Below are 13,658 nucleotides of genomic sequence, written 5' to 3'. Positions count from 1 at the left end.
TCACAGCTATCCTCTCCATTCAGCCTACGAAAAAATTTCCCCAAACGTGCCTATCTTAAATGTTCTAAATTTTCCCATAAACGAAAAGAAGCGTTCCCCCTCAAGAGAAACGCTCCGATTTCATTATTTTTGTTGAGACCACTTTTCCCACTCTTCCTCAAGCTCCTTCTCAATTTCCTCATCCGAAAGGGCGTGGCCGTCACTAATATCAAAATGATTGGCGAGGCGGTTAAGTTTCACATTGATCATCCAAAGACTGATCACCACGAACGAAATAATAAGAATAACAATGAAGTCCATAAACACGTCGAATCCCCTCCTTACCTATTTATATTAGGGAGGATCCCTAAATAGACGGGGGTTCGGAAAGTAGGGAAGGAAGAATTAGTTCGGGACTTGGGGAAGAGTCCGTTGTCCTGTTTTTTCACCAGGAACGGGACGTTGTAACTACCGGGTGCCCGGCTCAGATCCGGGTAATTGAGCCAGGCTCGATTTCGCACATTGTGCCTGGCTCAACTACCCACAATCGTGCCTGAAAGCCCTCCTACAGAAAAATGTACCAGGTACAATTCCAGCCACTTGTACCTGGTACACCACAAACAAATATGTACCTGGTACAAATTCACCAACCCATACCAGGTACACATTGTGCATCTCTCACTTGCAATAAGATCATCCATCGTCACAAGGATAATAAACGCTGTCTCAACGCTCTAATAAGCTTTCGCCCAATAAACCATCTTCTCCGCATCTTTCCCGCAGCACACACAAGTGTCCGCCACTTTCTTCTGCTCAAACGGCATACAGCGCGAAGTCGCACCCGTTTCTTCCTTGATCTTATCCTCACAAGCAAGCTCGCCGCACCACATCGCCTTCACGAAACCGCCTTTCCCGGCAATCACCTCTTTAAACTCAGCAAACCCTGAAGCGATACTCGTCATCTCCTCGCGATGCTCCCTCGCTTTTTCAAAAAGGTTCTTCTGAATCTCTTCAAGCAGTGCTGGCACCTTCGTTTCTAGTTCCCCGACAGGCACCGTCACCTTCTCACCTGTATCACGGCGGGCCAAAATCACCTGGCCGTTCTCGATATCACGAGGCCCGACTTCAAGGCGAAGTGGAATCCCCTTCATTTCATACTCATTGAACTTCCATCCCGGCTTCTTGTCGCTCGCATCGATCCCGACACGCGCTACAGCCGACAACTTGTCTTTCAATTCATAGGCAAAATCAAGCACGCCTTCCTTATGCTGCGCAATCGGCACAATCATCAATTGAGTCGGCGCCATACGAGGAGGCACAACTAGACCCCGGTCATCCCCGTGCACCATGATCATCGCCCCGATGATGCGCGTCGTCAGTCCCCAGGACGTCTGCTGCACATGTTGAAGCTTCCCTTCACGGTCGGTGAACTGAATGCCGAACGCTTTCGCAAATCCATCACCCAAATGGTGCGATGTCCCGGACTGCAAAGCTTTTCCGTCGTGCATCAAGCTCTCGATTGTGTACGTATACTTCGCACCGGCAAACTTTTCTTTCTCTGTCTTCTGCCCCTTCACCACAGGGATTGCCAGCAGCTCTTCACAAAGCTCTGCGTACACTTCGAGCATCCTCACTGTTTCTTCATGTGCATCCTCATCCGTCTCATGGCACGTATGACCTTCCTGCCATAGGAACTCCAGCGTCCGCAGGAACGGCCTCGTCGTTTTCTCCCAGCGCACAACATTGGCCCACTGGTTATACAGCTTCGGCAAATCGCGGTAGGAATGGATGATATTTTTATAATGCTCACCGAACAGCACCTCGGAAGTCGGACGTACACATAGTCTCTCCGAAAGCTCCTCTTCACCGCCGTGTGTCACCCACGCCACCTCTGGCGCGAAACCTTCGATATGATCCTTCTCCCGCTGCAAAAGACTTTCCGGAATGAACAGCGGCATATACACATTCTCATGCCCCGTTTCCTTGATCTTCGCATCAAGCGCATTCTTTATATTTTCCCAAATCGCATATCCGTAAGGACGGATGATCATCGACCCGCGCACACTCGAATAATCGACCAGCTCCGCCTTCTTCACTACATCCGTATACCACTGGGCGAAATCCTCATCCATCCCGGTAACGTCTTTTACAAATTCCTTAGCCATACATAGCACCCTCTTTTTTAAAATATAAGCTTGTCCCCACACCTTTTTGATAAATAAAAAAAGCCCCGCTCATCATCAGGGACCATCTCTGGCGGTACCACCCTGATTCAAAGCAAAGCTTTACACTCACACATGATAACGGTATTCAACCGCTGAATATTCAGACTCAGAGGCAGGTTCAAATGATTGTCAATAGGAGCCTCGCACCACTCTGGCCCCCTCTCTGAAAAGACAGGTTCACTTTACTGATCCTCTTCAATGTTTTTGATTATTTTAGATGATTATATAGAGATTCCCATGTAGTGTCAATTTTATTTTCACTGTGATACGAGCGGCTTCTTTTCAAGCGGCTTAACCCTCCCACTGTTTAATGAATAGATACAGAGGAAAACAGTCACTATCAGCATCACGACAGCGCCTGCGATCACCACTCCCCGGATGGATAAAAGCTCTGCCCCTGCACCGATGGATACTGTTGCGGCAATGACAAGCACTCCTTCAAGCCAGCCGTACATACTGCTCACGCGACCCATCACCTCAACCGGTACCCGCTCCTGAATGAACGTATCAAACCCTGTCTCTGCAAATGCCAGCGAGAAGGACAGTAGTGAAAAGCCCACTGCGGCAGCGACGAAACCTCCTGAAAATGAATACACAATATACCCGGCTGAAACCATCACTGAGCCGAAAGCAATCAGGTGGAGATCACGAACTTTGTCTGCAATCGCAATATTCACGAGAGCCCCGACAAGAAAACCTGCCCCCGCAATGCTTACCAAATATCCATACGTGCTGTTTGAAAGCTCCAGCACTTCTTTTGAAAAAGCGGCCTCCAGTGAATCGACCGCAGCGGTCATGACGATCATGCAGCTGAACAATAGGTACACCACCATCACATAGATGGAGCGGCGGCTAAAATCCTTGACCACCCGCCAGTCTGCCTTGATCAATTCAAAAGAGAATTTCTCCGAACTGGCAAGCGAATCTCCCTCCAAATCCGGAAGCAGGAGGGTAATCAATCCCGAAAGAAACAACGCGGCCGCGTTCAAATAAAGCGCCATCTCCGGTGTACCGATGATGAATAACACCCCTGCAATCGCTGGTCCGATGATAAAAGCACCAGATCCGATCAAGCTCCGGAGCGCATTGAACCGCTGCCGCTTCTCCCTCGGAATCAATTTCGTCATATATGTCATCGAGGCCGGATAAAAAACCGCACTCCCCATATTGATGACAAATACAACAGCATACATCAGCGGGATTGAAGAAATGAACGGCAGCACTGCTACCAGCACCGCCCTGAGTATATCCAGAAACACCATCAATCCCCGTTTATTCAGCCGATCGATCAAACTCCCCGCCCATGCATTCGTAACCAGCGCAGCCAGCGGCTTCAGCACATAAAGAATCCCGACCGCAAGCGCCGAACCCGACTCATCCAGCACAATCAAATTAAGTGCAATCAAGAATATCCATGCTCCGACATTCGACAACCCTATACCCATCAACATCAAAAACGGATCCTTCCATCTCATCTTCAACACTCCTCCCCGCGATTCCTACAACGCCCGTCCCTCGTCGCTTTAAAGCAGCGAGGGACGGGCCTTCAATTTGACCAATAAAAAAATCCCACCCCCAAGACGTCTCAGTCTTGGGGGCGAGATTCGATCGCGGTGCCACCCCAGTTCGTCAATATGTCACCATATCAACCTTTTCGGGTACGGCTTTTTGCATATACCCTAGCTCTATAACAGGAGCTCCTGTCACACCATCCCCTAAAAGTTCCGATGTGCAGCTCAGAGTCTTGGTTCACCTGCAGCCTCCCTGCCCCTTTTCAGCTCCCGGGGCTCTCTGATGAAGAATTCTGCTGGCTACTCTTCTCGTCATCGCTTTAGATAATTTTTTCAATACTATCATCTATTTACCGGAATGTAAACCAATTTTTTACATAATTAGATAGGGGTTGACCATTTCCTCATATCCCGGCTTTTCTTTAATCATCTTCATGATCATTTCTCTCAACCCATCTAGCTCCCTGCCATCCTTAGTCGTTCGGCAATCGGAATACTGATACTGATAGTACTCCTTGTTCAGTCTGACCTTTATCATATGCCTTCCATCTGGGGAAACGGTACAACCTTCTCCAGAATAAAGATTCTTCTCTTCCTTAAAATTAATCTCTACAATCTTCGCATAAATTTCATCACGTTCCTCTTTTGTAAACGAGATCGGCTTCACTTCATCCCCTCGGGTGATCGTCCCATTGAATGTACTGACCGCCTGCCCATGATCCGTAATGATTTCAATATCAAAGTTTGAACTGTTTTCAAAAAAACCGCTCAGCCACTCACTCCCGATGAATCCAAGCTTCTCCCCCTTCACCACCGCAAAAATGAACACAAGCAAGAGCACAATCAGAAAACTGATCAACGGAGCATACCACCGTCTCCGGTAAGGCTTCTCACGCTTCACTTTTTCCCTTACCCTGCCCTTCAACTCAGCACTGAATTCAAGATCCCTCAGCCCTTCATCGGTCATCCTCTTTATCTTACGCTCCAGCTCCCTATCCATCGTGCCTCCTCCCTTCTCCATACATCCGGTACAGCCGCTCCCTGCCTGTCTTCAGTCTTGTCTTGACCGTACTCGTGTTCAGCTCCAAAGCCTTCGCCATCTCATTCACCTTTAAATCTTGATAATAATGTAAAAATAAGACCTCACGATACTTAACCGGCAGCTTGAGCAGCTTCGAATGCAGCTCACTGCGCTTCTCTCCATCAATTGCCTTCGATTCTGGATTTCCACGCTCATGAAGGATTTCACTCACCTTATTCGTAAAAAGAATCTTCCGCGTATCCCAACGCTTCAAATAGTCCTTGCACTGATTGATTGTGATCCGCATCAGCCACGTCTTCAGACTCGATTCACCCCTGAACGAATCCATCTTCCCATAAAACTTCACAAACACTTCCTGTGCAATATCCTCTGCCAGCCCATGATCCTTTACATACGAATACGCCATATACAAAACCGCCTGCCCATATTCATCCATGGCTCTTTCAAGCAGTACATCCTTATCTATTTCAGCATCCTGCAGCCATTCTGCACTCAACACGTTCCCACCTCAGCTCTCTACTCCTTTGACGACAAACTATGTAAGATGGTTTGATAAATTTTATGTTTATTTTCATTGTACTGGAAAACTATTCAAATGAGGCTTTCTTAAAAAAAGGTTTGATAATCTGAGGAAGTAAGGAGATACAACAAAACTCTGTAATTTCCACATTATGTTAAATTCAGCATATATCAAAATTTTTCAGCATAAAATGAAAAAAGTCAGCATATATTTAAATTTGTCAACATATAATAATATTTTTGCTCATAAAACGGAATAAGTCAGCATAAATCCGATGCGATGACTATGCGATGCCTATACTGGTTCCAATTCCGGTAAAATCAGATCATTCAGAACGCTATCCGAGGGATTTTTTCCACGTTTCTACCCTGTGTGGCCATGAAACTAAAAAAAACAATAAAAAAAAGAGCTCCTACAAAATCTAAGCGCTCTTCTCCTACTTATTAGCTTCCCATTTTACGGCGAGTATTACTCGGTTTCTTGGTTTGCTGGCTCTGCATGCGCTGATTCGCCGCCAAGCCGTTAGTTGATTGCTTGCCACTTGCCTGTGCTTCTTTCTTCTTTGCCAGCTGCTGCTTCATCGCTTCCTGCAGGCTGATTTTCTTCTTTTCAGTCATCACGGGACCTCCTTTTGAGGCAAAACTTTGTTATTTATTCATTATAATACATCATTTAAGAGAAAACAGCTTGTTTTTATTAGAAAAAACCAGCTCATCTTGCAATACCCCATGCCATTCGCGGCGTTAAATCCAGTTTCGACCATTCATTCAATCCACTTTGCACCCTTTTCATGCCACTTTTAGAAAATACAAACCACTTTTAAAAAATACAAGCCACTTTAAAAAAATACAAGCCACCTTCAAAATTTACGTTCCACATTTCAATTTTACAAGCCACTTTTCCCCATTTTTAAGCAACTTGTCGAATGATCTTTATCCACTTCCCGGCACTTAACGTAAACGTCAATTTCTCAGCAATCTCAACTCAACACTTCACTTCTACCGCCCCGCCGACAACCAAAAAAGACCAACCTCCAAAGGAGATTGGTCCTGAACACAACCCTAGTGATACCCATTCTGCCCATTTGCAGAACCGGATGTCTTCTGCTTAGGCTTGTGGTTTTGATTCTGCTTTGTTCCGCCATCTTTTTTCGTTTTCTTTGTCATGCTGAATCACTCCTGTTTTTGGTTTTAGAAAAACAAGCCGGGCAGTTCATCATCGGGACACGGTTCCTGTCCCTCCGTCCCGCTGCCTTCACATCGAACGTTTTGCCAACAGGGCAAAACGCCCGTACATCAAGAAAACAATTGGTTTATGAACCATTCTTATTTTGTGCAAAAAAAGAAAAGAGCTTCCCGGTAATTACCGGAAAACTCTTTAAGATATATCTCGATCATACTGCGGATGAAAACCACCAGCACTTACGCTGCCGGCTGAGGAACATCCTCATCGACTTCGATCACGCCGCCCGCGTTCAGTCGTTTTCTAAGGCTGAAGATGAAAGCTAAAACAACAACGACTGTACCAATCGTCGCTCCTGCATAGGAAACTCCCATTGATAATCCGAATCCGATTGGCGCGTTCAGGATGTACGTGAACGTGACCATCGTCATGAATACTGCAGGCACACTCGCCACCCAGTGAGGTTTTTTCTGAAGCGCAAGGTACATCGCGCCCACCCAAAGGGCGATCATGGCAGTAGATTGGTTTGCCCAGGAGAAATATCTCCATAATAAGTTGAAATCGATTTGAGTCAGTACCATTGAAATGATGAATAATGGAACCGCAATCCATAAGCGGCTTGAAATTTTTACTTGCTTCACGTTGATATAATCAGCAATGATCATACGCGCACTTCTGAACGATGTGTCGCCTGATGTGATCGGAAGTACGATTACACCAAGGATCGCCAATGTTCCACCGATGGAACCAAGCATTAACATGGACACTTCGCTGACGATTGCAGCAGGTCCGCCTTCAGCAAGGATCGCGCTCAGCTCGCCTGGCTCGAATAAGCTCATTGCCGCCGCTGCCCAGATCATGGCGATGATTGCTTCTAAAATCATCATTCCGTAGAAAATCTTGCGTCCGTTCTTCTCATTTTGAGTCGTTCTGGAGATGATCGGTGATTGTGTCGCATGGAACCCTGAAAGTGCCCCGCACGAAATCGTCAAGAATAATAACGGGAAGATCGCAACTGAATCAGGGTGCATATTCGTAAGCGTCATTTCCGGAATATCCGCTCCGGTGATGACAAGTCCCGCGCCAACTCCCACTGCACTGATTAAAAGCAATGCCCCGAACAGCGGGTATACGCGTCCGATGATTTTATCAATCGGTAGTAATGTCGCCACGATATAGTAAACAAATATCGCTGCGATAATCACTCCTAACGTAATCCAGGCAGGAGTTAAATTGGCAATCAACGCTGCAGGTGCTGTAACAAACACCGTACCTACCAATACCAAAAGTAAAATTGAGAATCCATTAACGACGTGCTTCATCGTTTTTCCTAAAAACTTTCCTGCAAGGGCCGGCAGATGCGCCCCGCCGTTTCGGATTGAAATCATACCTGTCAAATAATCATGAACCGCTCCAGCAAAAATTGCCCCGAGGACGATCCATAAAAACGCGACCGGTCCGTAAAGCGCCCCCATGATCGGGCCGAAGATCGGTCCGACACCAGCGATATTCAACAGCTGGATCATCGAATTTTTCTTCGTGTTCATGGGTACATAATCGACGCCGTCCGCTTTCGCATAAGCAGGTGTCGTCCGTCCCTCATTCACGCCAAAAATCTTTTCAATGAACTTTCCATATGTGAAGTAACCAACGATTAATAATGCAATTGCAACAAGAAATGTGACCATGATGCTGATCCCCTTTCGTTCTAAATGAATACGCTTACATCATATCAAACAACGTCACAGTATCGTCACATTCCTGTTTAACATGTCAAAAAATCAAGCTGACATGTTTTCATAGACGATTAACGTGCAATGATTTTTTTGCAAATCGGCGCATCTTCTATTGATTACGGTTGTTCCTTTTCACCCAGTCTCATCTGCCTACATGTAATCATCCTTTAAAAGAAAATTGACACAAGCTTTTCAGTCACTTCATCCTCTCTTTAATTTTCTTCACTACTCTTAGATAGAAGGTTGTTTTCAAATAGATTGTTTCTCAACAATCGGCAACAATGTTTGCGAAAAGAGCCCAATAGAACTTTATTTGAGAGGAGAATGACAATGAATAAATTCATGAGAACCATCTGTTTATCAGCAGCCGTCATCGGAATCGGGGCAGGTGCTGTCACCCCTGCATCAGCTGAATCAGGCAATAACCCTCAGCTGAACGACAACCAGATCCTGAACATCTCACACCGCGGGGCTTCTGGACATGCACCTGAACACACGCTGCCAGCCTACGAGCTCGGCGACCAAATGGGCGGAGACTACATAGAGCTGGATCTTCAAATGACAGAAGACGGCGAGCTCATCGCCATGCATGACGAAACTCTTGACCGCACTACAAACGGAACAGGCCTTGTGAAGGATTACACCCTTGAAGAAATTAAGGCTCTCGACGCCGGTTCATGGTTCAACGAAGCGTACCCAGAAAAAGCTAACGAAGAATTCGCTGGCTTACAAGTGCAGACCCTGCAAGAAGTAATCGAACACTTCGGCAAAAACAAGAACTACTACATCGAAACGAAATCACCGGAAGTCTATCCGGGTATGGAAGAAAAGTTACTTGAGATCCTTGAAGAATACAACCTGACAAGACAAAATGGACCATCAAGCCGTGTCATCATCCAATCATTCAGTGAAGAAAGCTTGCAAAAAGTTCATAACTTGAATGGTACTATCCCACTGGTTCAACTGCTTGATTACAAAATCATGGCCACCATTACAGACGAAGAACTCGCTCACTACTCCGAGTATGCAGTTGGCCTCGGCATGAGCTATACAAAAATCAATGAAGAATATGTCCAAAAAGTAAGAGAACATGACCTCCTCCTTCACCCGTACACCGTCAATGAAAAAGAAGATATGAAGCGATTGCTTGAATGGGGCGTAACGGGGATGTTCACGAATTATCCGGATGTATTAGAAGAAGTATTAAAGGAAATGAAGCTAAATTAAGCTTAAAAGATGCGAAGTCAATGTGACTTCGCATCTTTTTTCTATGGAACCGTTTAGAATCTTGCCAACAAACAGGGTAACAGCCGATAATGAACTGCTCTTCAGACATTTATTTTCAACTTTTGGTGACTTAATTTCAACTTACTCCATTTTTTTCAACTTCGATCCTTTTATTTTCAACCTTCCTAAAAAAGCTTTGATTTGTCGATTTTAACGATTAACTCAAATAAACCGAACCTGAAGCCAAATCTAAGCCAACTTGGGAGATGTGCCTGATACTCATGACCACCGTCTACAAAAAAATGTACCAGGTACAAACAACATGCCTTGCACCTGGTACACTCTAAATAACTAAACTACAACTCCAGTCTCTCCCGAAGTTCCTTCACATAATTCCTGCTCACAGGGATTTTCTCCATCGCCCCGTGAACCTTCAGCTGATAGACTCCATTCCCCCACGGAATGAGTTCTTCGACAAAAGGCAGCTGGACTAAATAGCTTTTGTGAACACGGAAGAACGGGTAAGTGACGAGCTTTGCCTCGAGTTCCTTGATTGGAAGCCGGCATGTATACCTCTTCTTTTCGGTGCAGATATATGTTTCCCGCTCTTCGCGAAAGATATAGAGGATGTCGTCCGGTTTGATGAAGATGATTTTGTCTTCGTCCTGTACGGCGAGCTTCCCTTTTGTTTTCGCTTCTTTTTCTTCCAGGGCTTCTTCAGCGACTATCTTTTTCAGCCTTTCCATTGTCCGCGCCAGCTGCTCCTCATCGAACGGTTTAAGGAGATAGTCGACCGCTTCGACTCGGAATGCTTTCAAGGCATAGTCCGGATAGGCAGTGGCAAAGACGATTTCGGGTTTTTGCTTCATTTTCTGCATCGCCTCTGCGAGATCTACTCCACTCATGCCTGGCATTTCAATATCGAGAAATAAGACTTGCGGATCGCGGGTCAATAACAGCTCCATCGCTTTTTCGGCTGAGCTTGCTTCCCCTACGATCTCTACCCACTCATACGCCCTTAAAAGATGTTTCATCTCTTCACGGCTGTACGGTTCGTCATCAACGATCGCGACCTTCATCTGCTGTATTCCCTCCTTTCATCGAGAACTGAACTGTGGTCCCTTCCCCTTTTTCTGAGTGAATGACCAGTCGGGAATCTTCACCGACCATCATTTCCAACCGTTTATTGACGTTGTAGAGGGCAAGCCCGGTACCAGTCGAGGATTCCACCGGCTCCATCAGCAGTGTTTCAAGGCGGGATGGTTCCATCCCATCCCCATTATCTTCCACTTTCACCTTTACAAGTCCGTCCTCGGAAGTGATTGATATTTTTAAAATAAAGCCTTCTGCCTGATTCTTCATTCCATGCTTGATCGCATTTTCAACAAGCGGTTGAAGCGTGATTGATGGAACGACAGCTTGCAGGGCTTCTTCATCCAGCTCGTATATGACCTGCAGGCGGTCATAGAACCTCGCTTCTTCAATTGAGAGATACGCCTTTACATGCTGGCATTCTTCTCTCAAGGTAGAAGTCGATCTCGTGCTGCCGCTCAGGTTCTGTCTGATGAACTGGGACAGTGAAATAAGCAGAGTCCGCGCTTTATCAGGATTGATGCGCGTCAGTGAAACGATGACATTGATTGCGTTGAACAAAAAGTGGGGACTGATCTGTGCCTGAAGCGCTTTGACCTCGGATTCCTTCGCCAATTCTTTATGAGTATCGATTTCCGCCAGTTCCAGCTGATTGCTGAGCAGCGTGGCGATTCCTTTTGTCAGCTCCATCATGATCGGTGAGATGACTTTTTCCGAGTGGAAATAGAATTTCAATGTACCGACGATTTCATCCCCTTTTAAAAGAGGAGCCATGACGGCGGCGCCAAGAGGGCAGTCATCCCGGTCACAATGGATTTCTTTTTTTCCAACCTTCAATAATTCTCCCGTTTCAATCACCCGTTTTGTTGCTTCTGTTTGGATCGGTTTATCTTTTTGGTGGTGATCTGAAGCGACACCGACGTGAGCAAGGATATGTGTCCTGTTTGTGATGGACACGGCGATCGCGTCAACTTCCTTCATCAGGATCTGGCAAGTGGCATAGGCAGAGGATGAATTCAGGCCTTTGCGCATGTATTTAACCGTTCTATCTGCTAGTCGGAGTGCTTTCTGGGACTGCACCGCTCCCATTCGCTCTTCCTCGTAAAAAACACTTTTAATAATCAGAAGGAAAATTCCGGTACCGATCCCATTTGCGATGATCATCGGCCAGCCGATATCAGACACCAGCTCGTATGCCGCAGGATAAGGTTTTGCAAAGAGAAGGATGATGGCCATCTGCATTGCTTCAGCCAAAAATCCAACAAAAAACGCTTTTTGAGGAGACACCAGCCGGTTCTTTTTCTCACGTTTCCCGACGTAACCCGCAAGAAGCCCGGCGATGATGGTGGAAACGCCGCAGGCGAAAGCCGTGAATCCCCCAAGAAAATAACGGTGCACACCCGCTACCAAACCGGCACCGAGTCCGATCCACGGGCCGCCCAATAAGCCAGCTGCCACAATTCCAATCACCCTGGAGTTGGCAATCGCTTCATTCTCCTGCAGCGTCAAATGCCACTTGGCATACTCGTCAACGTCTGCATTTACAACCAACCCTGTATAGGAACCAATGATTCCAAAGAATCCAAACAACAAGATGATCAGCAGCGTCTGGGATTTCTTAACGTTGCTCCGCTGTTCAATCAGCTTCCGGAAAAAACCGAGCCTCGTCATGATAAAAGCAATCGTCACGATGATTCCAAGCCGTTCAATCATGGCGGCTATCAGCATAAGGTGCACCCCCTTTTTATCTCATTATACTTTTGCACATAAAAAAAGAAAGACCCATCAAACGGTTGTTTAATAGAATCTTTCCCTAAATGATATGGTTTATCAACATGGTGTATCGTCTTTTTCCGTGGCCATCGCATTGATTTCCCCGCCGACCATGATGATGATTCCCGTCAGGTAGAACCAGATCATCAATACGATGATCCCTCCTATACTTCCGTAAGTCGCAGAATAATTACCGAAGCTGCTGACGTAAAAGGAGAATGCCAGCGAAACGAGCACCCACCCGACTGTAGCGAAAATCGCCCCCGGGATGGCACTCAAGCATCTGATTCTCTTACTTGGCGCAAAGTAATACAACCCGACGAACACAATGAACAGAATCAGCGGTGAAATCGCCCAGCGGATTCCATTCCAAATCGTCAGGAATTGCTCTGAAAAACCGAATTGAGAGAATAAGAAAAGTCCGATTTGCTTTCCGAAAACCGGCAGCAGCAGTGCTACCACAAATACGATGATCATACCGAGAGTGAGCACGATCGACATCAAACGAGTGACGATGAACGATCTTGTTTCTTCTACGTCATACGCACGGTTTAAACTTTTCACGATTGCATTCATGCCGTTTGACGCCGACCAGATTGTCGCGATAATGGAAACAGAGAGCAGCCCGGTATTCCGATTGTTCATGACTTCACCCAGATTTTCTTCAATCATCTTCATCGTTTCGCCTGGTGCAAAATCCCTGATCACTCCTAATATATCTGCCTGCTCCACAGGTAAATACGGGAGCAGTGTGAAGACAAAAATCAGCAGTGGAAACAGTGATAATAAAAAGTAATAGGCAATCTGTGCCGCCAGTCCGGTGATATCATTGGCGCTTATTTGCTTAAATAGATTTTTCGAATCCTTTTTCCAACCTTTGCGGGTCCTTCCCTCTGACATCAACTCACCTCTTTAAGTAATCCTAATTGTGCAGCTCGTTCCGCATTTTTAGTATCCTTTGAAAGATGAAGCAACAGGCTGGCTGTTTTCTTCACCTGAGTTCAATTCGTTCGAAGGATGGTCAGAAAACGTCTCTTTGTAAGCCTCCGAGGAATCCTCAAACGTTTCTTTCGTCTCCTCGATCATCTCTTTCACTTGAGGAGTCATCCCTTTGATTTCGTTCACCTTTTCTGAAATGAATTGAATATCCTTGCTGACTTGATCGGCAGTCGTTCTCAGCTTTTCATAGACATCTTTAGACGTGTCTGCCAGCATCTTTGGATTCTTTGAATAGTTCGAAATCGTTGTTCCGCTGTTTTTCAGCGTCGTGCCCATTTCCTGGCGGGTTGTCTTGTCCAAAAGCGACAGAAGCCCTCCGGCAACGGCACCCAGCATGACCCCTTTTAAAAATTTGCTATTTCCCATCTCATT

General features: G+C 46.1%; 12 protein-coding genes and 2 other annotated features. Of the genes, 1 reads left to right on the top strand and 11 read right to left on the bottom strand.

Going from position 1 to position 13,658, the window contains the following annotated elements; translation table 11 throughout:
- Positions 1 to 123: 123 nt before the first annotated feature.
- The 7 genes from ACXAFV_RS10725 to ACXAFV_RS10695 all read right to left on the bottom strand — a co-directional run bounded on the left by ACXAFV_RS10725 (position 124) and on the right by ACXAFV_RS10695 (position 8,147).
- Positions 124 to 306, bottom strand: coding sequence for a hypothetical protein (locus ACXAFV_RS10725; protein WP_446245325.1), 183 nt, complete (start codon positions 304 to 306; stop codon positions 124 to 126).
- Between the two features lie 407 nt (positions 307 to 713).
- Positions 714 to 2,144 (bottom strand): proline--tRNA ligase, encoded by a 1,431-nt coding sequence (gene proS / locus ACXAFV_RS10720; protein ID WP_475126400.1) that lies wholly within the window; start codon positions 2,142 to 2,144, stop codon positions 714 to 716.
- 74 nt (positions 2,145 to 2,218) lie between these two features.
- Positions 2,219 to 2,412 (bottom strand) — a binding site (T-box leader).
- A gap of 49 nt (positions 2,413 to 2,461) precedes the next feature.
- Positions 2,462 to 3,679: an MFS transporter gene (locus ACXAFV_RS10715; RefSeq protein ID WP_475126398.1), complete on the bottom strand. Its 1,218-nt coding sequence runs from the start codon at positions 3,677 to 3,679 to the stop codon at positions 2,462 to 2,464.
- A 115-nt stretch (positions 3,680 to 3,794) separates the two neighbouring features.
- Positions 3,795 to 4,040 (bottom strand) — a binding site (T-box leader).
- A 48-nt stretch (positions 4,041 to 4,088) separates the two neighbouring features.
- Entirely contained in the window at positions 4,089 to 4,715 is a 627-nt protein-coding gene (locus ACXAFV_RS10710) for a hypothetical protein (protein ID WP_475126396.1), read from the bottom strand.
- Positions 4,708 to 5,253 carry a sigma-70 family RNA polymerase sigma factor gene (locus ACXAFV_RS10705; RefSeq protein ID WP_475126394.1) on the bottom strand — a complete coding sequence of 182 codons (546 nt, stop codon included), beginning with the start codon at positions 5,251 to 5,253 and terminating at the stop codon, positions 4,708 to 4,710. The genes ACXAFV_RS10710 and ACXAFV_RS10705 overlap by 8 nt, the downstream gene beginning before the upstream one ends.
- Positions 5,254 to 5,720: 467 nt before the next feature.
- Positions 5,721 to 5,897 carry a hypothetical protein gene (locus tag ACXAFV_RS10700; protein WP_475126944.1) on the bottom strand — a complete coding sequence of 59 codons (177 nt, stop codon included), beginning with the start codon at positions 5,895 to 5,897 and terminating at the stop codon, positions 5,721 to 5,723.
- 801 nt (positions 5,898 to 6,698) lie between these two features.
- Complete coding sequence (locus ACXAFV_RS10695) at positions 6,699 to 8,147, bottom strand: carbon starvation CstA family protein (protein WP_475126393.1); 1,449 nt, start codon at positions 8,145 to 8,147, stop codon at positions 6,699 to 6,701.
- A gap of 378 nt (positions 8,148 to 8,525) precedes the next feature.
- Between ACXAFV_RS10695 and ACXAFV_RS10690 the strand changes: the two genes are divergently transcribed.
- Positions 8,526 to 9,422: a glycerophosphodiester phosphodiesterase gene (locus ACXAFV_RS10690; protein WP_475126391.1), complete on the top strand. Its 897-nt coding sequence runs from the start codon at positions 8,526 to 8,528 to the stop codon at positions 9,420 to 9,422.
- A 356-nt stretch (positions 9,423 to 9,778) separates the two neighbouring features.
- Here ACXAFV_RS10690 and ACXAFV_RS10685 read toward each other — a convergent pair whose 3' ends face one another.
- From ACXAFV_RS10685 to ACXAFV_RS10670, 4 genes are all read right to left on the bottom strand, one after another.
- On the bottom strand, positions 9,779 to 10,501 hold the full coding sequence (locus ACXAFV_RS10685) for a LytR/AlgR family response regulator transcription factor (protein WP_475126390.1): 723 nt from the start codon (positions 10,499 to 10,501) through the stop codon (positions 9,779 to 9,781).
- Positions 10,482 to 12,242, bottom strand: a complete 1,761-nt coding sequence (locus ACXAFV_RS10680) for a LytS/YhcK type 5TM receptor domain-containing protein (RefSeq protein ID WP_475126389.1) — start codon at positions 12,240 to 12,242, stop codon at positions 10,482 to 10,484. Before ACXAFV_RS10680 ends, ACXAFV_RS10685 begins: the two co-directional genes overlap by 20 nt.
- A gap of 102 nt (positions 12,243 to 12,344) precedes the next feature.
- A complete protein-coding gene (locus ACXAFV_RS10675; protein ID WP_475126388.1) occupies positions 12,345 to 13,187 on the bottom strand; it encodes a YihY/virulence factor BrkB family protein in 843 nt (280 codons plus the stop codon).
- 48 nt (positions 13,188 to 13,235) lie between these two features.
- A complete protein-coding gene (locus ACXAFV_RS10670; protein ID WP_475126387.1) occupies positions 13,236 to 13,652 on the bottom strand; it encodes a YtxH domain-containing protein in 417 nt (138 codons plus the stop codon).
- Positions 13,653 to 13,658: the final 6 nt, after the last annotated feature.

The organism is Rossellomorea sp. ABR4_012, assembly GCF_056159545.1.
This window is presented reverse-complemented; position numbering and strand designations above follow the sequence as displayed.

What these genes read in the sequence shown, in the direction of transcription:
- proS (WP_475126400.1), bottom strand. Translation starts at nt 2,144, where the DNA reads ATGGCTAAGGAATTTGTAAAAGACGTTACCGGGATGGATGAGGATTTC.
- ACXAFV_RS10715 (WP_475126398.1), bottom strand. Translation starts at nt 3,679, where the DNA reads ATGAGATGGAAGGATCCGTTTTTGATGTTGATGGGTATAGGGTTGTCG.
- ACXAFV_RS10710 (WP_475126396.1), bottom strand. Translation starts at nt 4,715, where the DNA reads ATGGATAGGGAGCTGGAGCGTAAGATAAAGAGGATGACCGATGAAGGG.
- ACXAFV_RS10695 (WP_475126393.1), bottom strand. Translation starts at nt 8,147, where the DNA reads ATGGTCACATTTCTTGTTGCAATTGCATTATTAATCGTTGGTTACTTC.
- ACXAFV_RS10690 (WP_475126391.1), top strand. Translation starts at nt 8,526, where the DNA reads ATGAATAAATTCATGAGAACCATCTGTTTATCAGCAGCCGTCATCGGA.
- ACXAFV_RS10685 (WP_475126390.1), bottom strand. Translation starts at nt 10,501, where the DNA reads ATGAAGGTCGCGATCGTTGATGACGAACCGTACAGCCGTGAAGAGATG.
- ACXAFV_RS10680 (WP_475126389.1), bottom strand. Translation starts at nt 12,242, where the DNA reads ATGCTGATAGCCGCCATGATTGAACGGCTTGGAATCATCGTGACGATT.
- ACXAFV_RS10675 (WP_475126388.1), bottom strand. Translation starts at nt 13,187, where the DNA reads ATGTCAGAGGGAAGGACCCGCAAAGGTTGGAAAAAGGATTCGAAAAAT.
- ACXAFV_RS10670 (WP_475126387.1), bottom strand. Translation starts at nt 13,652, where the DNA reads ATGGGAAATAGCAAATTTTTAAAAGGGGTCATGCTGGGTGCCGTTGCC.